The 8,350-nt window shown below is 65.0% G+C and carries 8 protein-coding genes; 4 read left to right on the forward strand and 4 right to left on the reverse strand.

Annotated features, from left to right (window positions below):
- Positions 1-478: DNA polymerase ligase N-terminal domain-containing protein (locus tag WAN02_RS17335; protein WP_422265462.1), on the forward strand; the 478-nt coding region annotated here is incomplete at its 5' end.
- A 75-nt stretch (positions 479-553) separates the two neighbouring features.
- Positions 554-973 carry a hypothetical protein gene (locus WAN02_RS17340; RefSeq protein WP_422265463.1) on the forward strand — a complete coding sequence of 140 codons (420 nt, stop codon included), beginning with the start codon at positions 554-556 and terminating at the stop codon, positions 971-973.
- Here WAN02_RS17340 and coaE read toward each other — a convergent pair.
- The 4 genes from coaE to WAN02_RS17360 all read right to left on the reverse strand — a co-directional run bounded on the left by coaE (position 963) and on the right by WAN02_RS17360 (position 6,981).
- Positions 963-2,195 (reverse strand): dephospho-CoA kinase, encoded by a 1,233-nt coding sequence (gene coaE / locus WAN02_RS17345; RefSeq protein WP_422265464.1) that lies wholly within the window; start codon positions 2,193-2,195, stop codon positions 963-965. The two genes, WAN02_RS17340 and coaE, sit on opposite strands and share 11 nt — an antisense overlap.
- A 78-nt stretch (positions 2,196-2,273) precedes the next feature.
- On the reverse strand, positions 2,274-3,713 hold the full coding sequence (gene rpsA / locus WAN02_RS17350; RefSeq protein WP_422265466.1) for a 30S ribosomal protein S1: 1,440 nt from the start codon (positions 3,711-3,713) through the stop codon (positions 2,274-2,276).
- A gap of 206 nt (positions 3,714-3,919) precedes the next feature.
- The gene (gene polA / locus WAN02_RS17355) at positions 3,920-6,595 is read right to left on the reverse strand and encodes a DNA polymerase I (RefSeq protein ID WP_422265471.1); all 2,676 of its coding nucleotides are present in this window, start codon (positions 6,593-6,595) and stop codon (positions 3,920-3,922) included.
- Between the two features lie 98 nt (positions 6,596-6,693).
- The gene (locus WAN02_RS17360; RefSeq protein ID WP_422265467.1) at positions 6,694-6,981 is read right to left on the reverse strand and encodes a putative quinol monooxygenase; all 288 of its coding nucleotides are present in this window, start codon (positions 6,979-6,981) and stop codon (positions 6,694-6,696) included.
- A gap of 124 nt (positions 6,982-7,105) precedes the next feature.
- Between WAN02_RS17360 and WAN02_RS17365 the strand changes: the two genes are divergently transcribed.
- Together WAN02_RS17365 and WAN02_RS17370 are read left to right on the forward strand one after the other, a co-directional pair.
- A complete protein-coding gene (locus tag WAN02_RS17365; protein WP_422265468.1) occupies positions 7,106-7,549 on the forward strand; it encodes a Zn-ribbon domain-containing OB-fold protein in 444 nt (147 codons plus the stop codon).
- Positions 7,546-8,350 (forward strand): lipid-transfer protein (locus WAN02_RS17370; protein WP_422265470.1); only part of this gene is annotated, 805 nt, incomplete at its 3' end. The genes WAN02_RS17365 and WAN02_RS17370, both read left to right, overlap by 4 nt.

Consider the following 8,350-nt stretch of genomic DNA (forward strand, 5'->3'; position numbering starts at 1 on the left):
CATGAGTTTGAGCGATTACCGGGGTCACCGGCGGTCTGGGCGAGGTCCTGAGAAGCCGCAACGCCGAAGAAGGGGCAACAGCGGCCCACAATTCGTGATCCAGGACCACGCGGCGCGCAGTGACTACTACGACTTTCGTCTCGAGATCGACGGTGTGCTGGTGTCTTGGGCCATTGCTCGGGGGCCGTCGGTCAATCCGCAGGACCGACGGATGGCGCGACGCACCGAAGACCACCCGATGGACGACGCGGAGTTTGACCGCGCCGACAATGTCACGGTCTGGGACCACGGCACATACGCCAACCGGACCGAGTACGAGATGGTCAACTGCCTTGGGCGTGGCCATTTGTCATTTCGGCTGAACGGCAAGAAGTTGCAAGGCGGGTATGCCTTGACCCGAGTCCGCGAGGGCGAAGAGGAGACCTGGTTGCTGGTCAAGCGCCGCGACGATAATGCGCCGCGGTATCCACTCGGATAGCCGCGGCCTACCGCTGCGCAAGCGGTCGGCAACTGGACGCCCGCACCGATGTCCCGCCGCGTAATCTGTGCGGTCATGAGCTTCACCAGGCACAGATGGACCACGATTACCGCAACTGCGGTGGTGGCTGTGAGCGCGCAGCTAACACCCGCGCTGGCGCGGGCCGATCTGCACAACATCACCTACATCGCGCACGTCGACGGCGTGGCTCCCGGTACTGTGGCCACCTTCATCACCGCCGACAACCAGACGAACATGGCCCAGTTGGGCACGTTGCCGGGCAACTCGTTCCAGGCCAACGCGGTGCTGCCGGACCCTCATCACGCCGGTATGCAGGTCGCGGTGAAGTGGCCTTACTCGGCGAATGTGCACTGCGAGATCGACGTCGACGACAAGGTCTTCGTCCAGGTCGACCAGGTTGTCCATCCGGCCCCCGGTAGCACCGACCCGATGAACGGGGTGCTGCCGTGCGGCGCACCGTTGCCTAATCCGTAGGCCGCCAACCGGTGGCGTCGGCCCAATCCCACGCGTGGCGGTAGGCATCGGAAAACCATGGCTCCTTCGCGGCGACATAGTCCGCGATGTCGCCGTCGGGCGCACCGGTACGCTCGGCGTCGCGCTTGACTGCCAGATATTGTTGCTGCGCATCGGGATTGGCGGCTAGCCAGTCGACGAACAGCAGCGCGAACTGCTGATTGGGCCAGCCGTCGACGCGCACGTGGACGTTCGTCGGTCGACCGGGATCGGCCGAGCAGTGAAGTCGCTTGTGCCACAAGGATTCACTGTTGGCGTGATCGAAGTCCGCAACAGTGCTGCGGGCATCCGACTTGCTCTCGTCGGCGGTAACCGGCATGCGCACGTAACCCGCGCTCGTCAAAGCCTCGGCAAACTCGTCAGCCGCCTCCAGTGAGGCGACCGTCACCTGCATGTCGATGACATCCTTGGCATCCATGCCCGGCACAGCCGTCGAACCGATGTGGTCGATGCGAACGGCGCGGTGCCCGCACGCCGTATTCAGCCGTGCCGCGATCCGGCGCGCCTGATCCGGCCAGGACGGATCGTGCGGCACCAGAACCGGGCGGGCGCGGGCCGGCTCGCCGCCATCAAGGTTGTGCGCGAACGGCAGGATCCGCTGGTGCCACAGCGCACGCGCCTGTTCGACCAACTCCCCTGTGCTGCCGGAATTGTCGAGCCACACGTCGGCGACGGCGCGACGCTGCTCCGCGGTGGCCTGCGCCGCGATCCTGGCCCGGGCGTCGTGCTCAGAGAAGCCCCGGTGCTCGATCAACCGTTTCACCCGGAGGTCTTCGTCGGCGTTGACGATGACCACCAACGGGAACATCGGCGCCATCGCGGATTCCACCAGAAGCGGGATGTCCTCCACGATCACGGGGTTTTTCTCGGCGCGCGCGGCACTGGCGATCAATTCCGACCGGCGTTCGGCCACCAGAGGATGCACGATGGCATTCAGCGTCTGGCGCTTCTCGTCGTCGCTGAAGGCGATCGCGGCCAACGCCGGCCGGTTGAGTGAGCCGTCGTCGGACAGGATCCGCTCGCCAAAGGCATCGACCAGCTTGGCCAGCCCCTTTGTGCCCGGCTCGACGACTTCACGGGAAATCACGTCGCCGTCGACGACGATTCCCCCGAGTTCGCTGAATGTTGAGGACACCGTCGACTTTCCGGCGCCGATACCACCGGACAGGCCAATGCGCAGCACCGCACCAGTGTGTCAGGACGCCGGAACAACGAACGCCCCGACTCGTCTGAGTCGGGGCGTTCGTTCGGGGTCTAACCGTTAGGCGCTGCCTGCGAGCTTCTCCCGCAGAGCGGCGAGTTGCGCGTCGCTGGCCAGTGAGCCACCGCTCGGCTGGTCGTCGCCGGACGAGCCGTTGGCCTGCGGGCGCGCGGCCTCTTCGGCCTCGGCAGCGGCGAACTTCTCCATCTGCGTGGTGTGCATCTTGTGCCGCCGCTCGGCCTCGGCGTAGCGGGCCTCCCACTCGGTGCGCTGAGTGTCGAAACCGTCGAGCCATTCGTTGGTTTCGGCGTCGAAGCCTTCGGGGAAGATGTAGTTGCCCTGCTCGTCGTAACTGTCGGCCATGCCGTATTTGGCCGGGTCGAACTCCTCGGTGTAGTCCTCGTTGGCCTGCTTGAGGCTCAGCGAGATGCGGCGACGCTCCAGGTCGATGTCGATGACCTTGACCATCGCGTCGTCACCGACGGCGACCACCTGGTCGGGCACCTCGACGTGGCGCTCAGCCAACTCGGAGATGTGCACCAGGCCTTCGATGCCCTCTTCGACGCGGACGAACGCACCGAAGGGCACCAGCTTGGTGACCTTGCCCGGCACGATCTGGCCGATGGCGTGGGTGCGGGCGAAGTGGCGCCACGGGTCTTCCTGAGTCGCCTTGAGCGACAACGAAACCCGCTCGCGGTCCATGTCGACGTCGAGCACCTCGACGGTGACCTCGTCGCCGACCTGGACAACCTCGGACGGGTGGTCGATGTGCTTCCAAGACAGCTCCGAGACGTGCACCAGACCGTCCACACCGCCGAGGTCGACGAACGCACCGAAGTTGACGATCGAGGACACCACACCCTTGCGGATGGCGCCCTTCTGCAGCTGGTTGAGGAACTCGCTGCGTACCTCGGACTGGGTCTGCTCCAGCCAGGCGCGGCGCGACAGCACCACGTTGTTGCGATTCTTGTCCAGCTCGATGATCTTGGCCTCGATCTCCTTGCCGATGTACGGCTGCAGATCGCGGACCCGGCGCATTTCGACCAGCGATGCGGGCAGGAAGCCGCGCAGGCCGATGTCGAGGATCAGGCCACCCTTGACGACCTCGATGACGGTGCCCTTGACGGCCTCGTCCTTCTCCTTGAGGGCCTCGATGGTGCCCCAGGCGCGCTCGTACTGAGCGCGCTTCTTGGACAGGATCAGACGGCCTTCTTTGTCCTCTTTGGTGAGGACCAGGGCCTCGACTTCATCGCCCACGGAAACGACCTCATTGGGGTCGACATCGTGCTTGATGGACAGTTCGCGGGAAGGGATGACGCCTTCGGTCTTGTAGCCGATGTCGAGCAGGACTTCGTCCCGGTCAACCTTGACGATGGTCCCTTCGACGATGTCGCCATCGTTGAAGTACTTGATTGTTTTGTCGATGGCGGCGAGAAAATCCTCGCTCGAGCCAATGTCGTTGACGGCTACTTGCGGCGAGGTGACGGTGGGACTCGGCATATTGTTGGGTTGCTCCGGACAGGTTGAGGTCGTAGGGACAAAGCTGGATTCAATTCGATCGTCCGGCTTTCCATCGCGCTGCGCGCTCAGAATCGCCGCCGAACTATCCGCCAAGGCTACTCGACTAGGCACACGCTGGCCAAACTCGGCCCACCGACGTCTTGACGAAACCCCCGAATTTCTCGCGATGGATCGGCGGTTGGACGCTAGTGGGCGGCGGTGTCCCAACTGGCGCCGTAACCGACGGAAACCTCCAACGGCACGTCAAGCGGGTATGCGCCGCCCATTTTGTCGCGCACCAAGGCCTCGAGTTGCTGGCGCTCACCGTCGGCGACTTCGAACAAAAGTTCGTCATGAACCTGCAGCAGCATCCGCGATGTCAGCCCCGCAGCGGTGAGGGCCGCGTCGACCCCGATCATGGCGACCTTGATGATGTCGGCGGCGCTGCCCTGTATCGGCGCGTTGAGCGCAGCCCGCTCGGCGGCCTCGCGCACCTGCCGATTGGTGCTGTCCAACTCGGGCAGATAGCGGCGTCGACCCAGGACCGTCGAGGTGTAGCCGTCCTTGCGAGCCTGCTCGACAACGGCCATCAGGTAGTCGCGCACACCACCGAACCGGGCGAAGTACTGATCCATCTGGACCTTGGCTTCTTCGGTGGAAATCTTCAGCTGAGCCGCCAGGCCGTACGCGCTCAAGCCGTAGGCCAGGCCGTACGACATCGCCTTGACCCGGCGCCGCAACTCGCCGGTCACCTCCTCGATCGGCACGCCAAATGCCCGCGACGCCACGAACGAGTGCAGATCCTCGCCGGTGTTGAAGGCTTCGATCAGGCCTTCGTCACCGGACAGATGCGCCATGATCCGCATCTCGATCTGGCTGTAATCGGCAGTCATCAGCTCGGCGTATTTGCCACCGGCTCCGCTGTCGACAACAAAAGCATCGCGGATCTGGCGGCCGGCGTCGGTGCGGATCGGGATGTTCTGCAGGTTGGGCTCGGTGGACGACAACCGGCCGGTCGCCGCGATCGTCTGGTTGAACGTGGTGTGGATACGCCCATCGAGGGCAACGGAATTCAGCAGCCCGTCGACGGTCACCTTCAACCGGGTGACGTCGCGGTGTGCGAGCAGGTGCTGCAGGAACGGATGCCCGGTCTTGTCGAACAGCGTTTGGAGCGCATCCGCGTCGGTGGTGTATCCGGTCTTGGTCCGCTTGGTTTTGGGCATCTCCAGCTCGTCGAACAGCACCACCTGGAGCTGTTTGGGTGAGCCCAGGTTGATCTGCTTGCCGATCACGGCGTACGCCGCTTCGGCGGCATCACGGATCTGGTCGCCGAATTGGCTTTGCAGCGAACTCAACTGGTCCAGGTTCACGGCGATGCCGACGGCCTCCAGACCCGCCAGCACCCGTTGCACCGGCAGCTCCATCTCGGCCAGCAGGGACGTGGAGTCGATGCGGGCCAATTCGGTGTCCAGCGCATCGGCGAGATCGACGACGGCGCGAGCGCGCAGCACCGCGGTCTGTACAGCCTGCTCGTCGACGCCTTCGCTGTCATCGAGCAGTGAAAGTTGCTGCTGCTCCGATGTTTCCGCGCGCAGCTCGCGGCGCAGGTAACGCAGTGAGAGGTCGTCGAGCGTGAAACTGCGCTGCCCGGGGCGGACCAGGTAAGCCGCCAACGCGGTATCGGAGGTGACCCCGTTCAGCGTCCAGCCGCGCCCGGCCAGGTCGTGGATCGCCAACTTGGCCTCGTGCAAGGCTTTTGGCTGCTCGGGGTCGGCAAGCCACGCCGCCAGCGCCGAATCGTCCTCCGGCGTCAGGGTCGTGGTGTCGATGAAGCCGCCGTCACCGTCAGCGGCAGCGATCGCCAGCGCGGTCGCATCGCCGCCGTACGGCAGATGCGTGCCCACCACCGCGAGGCCGGCCCGACGGCCGTCGGTGACGTGATCGGCCAGCCATTGCCCGATCGTGCCGGGCTCCAGCGCTCCCCCGCGGATGTCGAATCCCTCGTCGACCTCGGGTTCGACGGCGGCCAGCGTGTCGAACAGCCGGTCGCGCAAAACCCGGAACTCCAGCTGGTCGAACAACTGGTGGATCTGGTCACGGTCCCACGGCTGCATCCGCAGCGTGTCCGGGGTCTGCGCCAGCGGCACATCGCGAACCAAGTCGGTGAGCTCGCGGTTCAGCACCACGCTGGCCAGATTCGCGCGCAACGCGTCACCGACTTTGCCGCGCACCGAGTCCACGTTGTCGACCAGCGCCTGCAGCGACCCGTATTCGGTGATCCACTTCGCGGCCGTCTTCTCGCCCACTCCCGGGATTCCGGGCAGGTTGTCGCTCGGGTCGCCACGCAGGGCGGCGAAGTCCGGGTACTGCTCAGGGGTCAGGCCGTACTTCTCGACCACGGCGGCCGGTGTGAACCGGGTCAGTTCACTGACACCTTTACGCGGGTAGAGCACGGTGACGTCGTCGCTGACCAGCTGCAGCGAATCGCGGTCACCGGTGACCACCAGTACCTGGTAACCCTCTTTTTCGGCTTGCGTGGTCAGCGTGGCGATCAGATCGTCAGCCTCGAACCCAGGTTCGGCGAGCACCGTAATGCCCAGCGCCGCAAGAACTTCCTTGGTGACGTCGATCTGTCCGCGAAACTCGTCGGGCGTGGACGAGCGGTTTGCCTTGTATTCCGGGTACCGCTCTGACCGGAACGTCTGCCGCGACACATCGAACGCGGCGGCCACATGTGTCGGCGATTCGTCACGCAGCAGGTTGATCAGCATCGCGGTGAATCCGTACACCGCGTTGGTGGTCAGCCCACCCTGGGTTTTGAAGTTCTCGGCCGGCAGCGCGTAGAACGCCCGGTAGGCCAGCGAATTGCCGTCCAGCAGCATCAACGTCGGCTTGTCGTCACCGGCCTTACCGGCTTCGGTCTTCTTGCTCGCGGTCCTCGCGGGGCTCACGGCCTCAACTCTAGGCACACGTCATGACATCAAGTCAGCCGCTGCTCGCTGCCCACGGCGTACTCGCACACCGACGCCGAGATGATTGAGCCTTGTTGCTCGTCGCTGGGCCCGCTACCGCGGAACTCATCGAGCGCGACACGCGATTCCCAGCGTTCGAAGATGTCAATCCGACCCGGCTCAATCAAGTCGGCACTGATCGCGAAGTCGAGACAGCCCGGCGACTTGCGGGCTTGCCGCACGACTGCGCCGCAGTCTTCGAGGTAGTTGTCGCGCTGCGACGGGTCGACGACGAGGTAACCCGCGACAATCAACATTGGCTGCTCCTTGGGTTGAGTCACGCTTTGACAATGTGACCGCGGAGGCCGGCGGAACTCATCGGTGGTAGCGAAAAACTGCAACACGTTTCAGTTTTGCCGTCTTGCTGGGTAGGCTGGCCCGGTGCCAGAGGTCACCATTCCAGAACCGGCAATCGACGGGTGGTTCGCCGCCGACGAGACCGGCAACCCGCATCTGATCGGCAGTAAGTGCCCCAACTGTGGCACCTACGTCTTCCCGCCTCGGGAGAACAACTGCCCCAATCCGGGGTGCGATTCCGACGCACTAGAGTCCGTCGCGTTGTCGACCCGCGGGGCGCTGTGGAGCTATACCGAGAACCGGTATCCGCCGCCGGCGCCCTACCCCGCGGCGGATCCGTTCGAGCCGTTCGCGATCGCCGCGGTCGAACTCGCCGACGAGGGAATCATCGTGCTGGGCAAGGTGGTCGAGGGAACGCTGGCGGCCGATCTGAAGGTCGGTATGCAGATGGAGTTGGCCACCATGACTTTGTTCACTGACGCCGACGGCGTCGAACGCCTCGTGCACGCGTGGAGGATCGCCGAATGAGTACTCCCGAACCGCTCTACATCCTCGGCGCCGGCATGCACCCGTGGGGCAAATGGGGCCGGGATTTCACCGAATACGGCGTGGTCGCCGCTCGCGCCGCGCTTACGGAGGCCGGCCTGGACTGGCGGCAAATACAGCTGGTCGCCGGCGCCGACACCATCCGCAACGGCTACCCGGGCTTCATCGCGGGGTCGACGTTCGCGCAGAAGCTCGGCTGGAACGGCGTGCCGGTCAGCTCCAGTTACGCCGCCTGTGCCAGCGGCTCGCAGGCCCTGCAGAGCGCCCGCGCCCATATTCTGGCCGGATTCTGCGACGTCGCGCTGGTCATCGGCGCCGACACCACTCCGAAGGGGGCGTTCGCGCCGGTCGGCGGGGAGCGCAAGAACGACCCGGACTGGCAGCGCTTCCACCTGATCGGCGCGATGAACCCGGTGTACTTCGCGCTGCTGGCTCGGCGCCGGATGGACCTGTACGGGGCGACGTCCGAGGACTTCGCCCAGGTGAAGGTCAAAAACTCCCAGCACGGTCTGCAGAACCCGAATGCCCGCTACCGCAAGGAGTCCTCGGTCGAGGACGTGTTGGCCAGCCCCGTGGTCAGTGACCCGTTGCGGCAGCTCGACATCTGCGCCACCTCCGACGGCGCAGCCGCACTGATTGTGGCCAGCGCCGAATTCGCCCGTAAGCATCTCGGCTCCCTGGACGGCGTGCCGTCGGTGCGCGCGGTGAGCACGGTGACCCCGCAGTACCCGCAGCATTTGCCCGAATTGCCGGATATCGCAACGGATTCCACCGCTGTGGTGC

Source organism: Mycobacterium sp. (assembly GCF_049281135.1).
Taxonomy (GTDB): domain Bacteria; phylum Actinomycetota; class Actinomycetes; order Mycobacteriales; family Mycobacteriaceae; genus Mycobacterium.

What these genes read in the sequence shown, in the direction of transcription:
- polA (WP_422265471.1), bottom strand. Translation starts at nt 6,595, where the DNA reads ATGCTGCTGGACGGCAATTCGCTGGCCTACCGGGCGTTCTACGCGCTG.
- WAN02_RS17360 (WP_422265467.1), bottom strand. Translation starts at nt 6,981, where the DNA reads ATGTTGATTGTCGCGGGTTACCTCGTCGTCGACCCGTCGCAGCGCGAC.
- WAN02_RS17340 (WP_422265463.1), top strand. Translation starts at nt 554, where the DNA reads ATGAGCTTCACCAGGCACAGATGGACCACGATTACCGCAACTGCGGTG.
- rpsA (WP_422265466.1), bottom strand. Translation starts at nt 3,713, where the DNA reads ATGCCGAGTCCCACCGTCACCTCGCCGCAAGTAGCCGTCAACGACATT.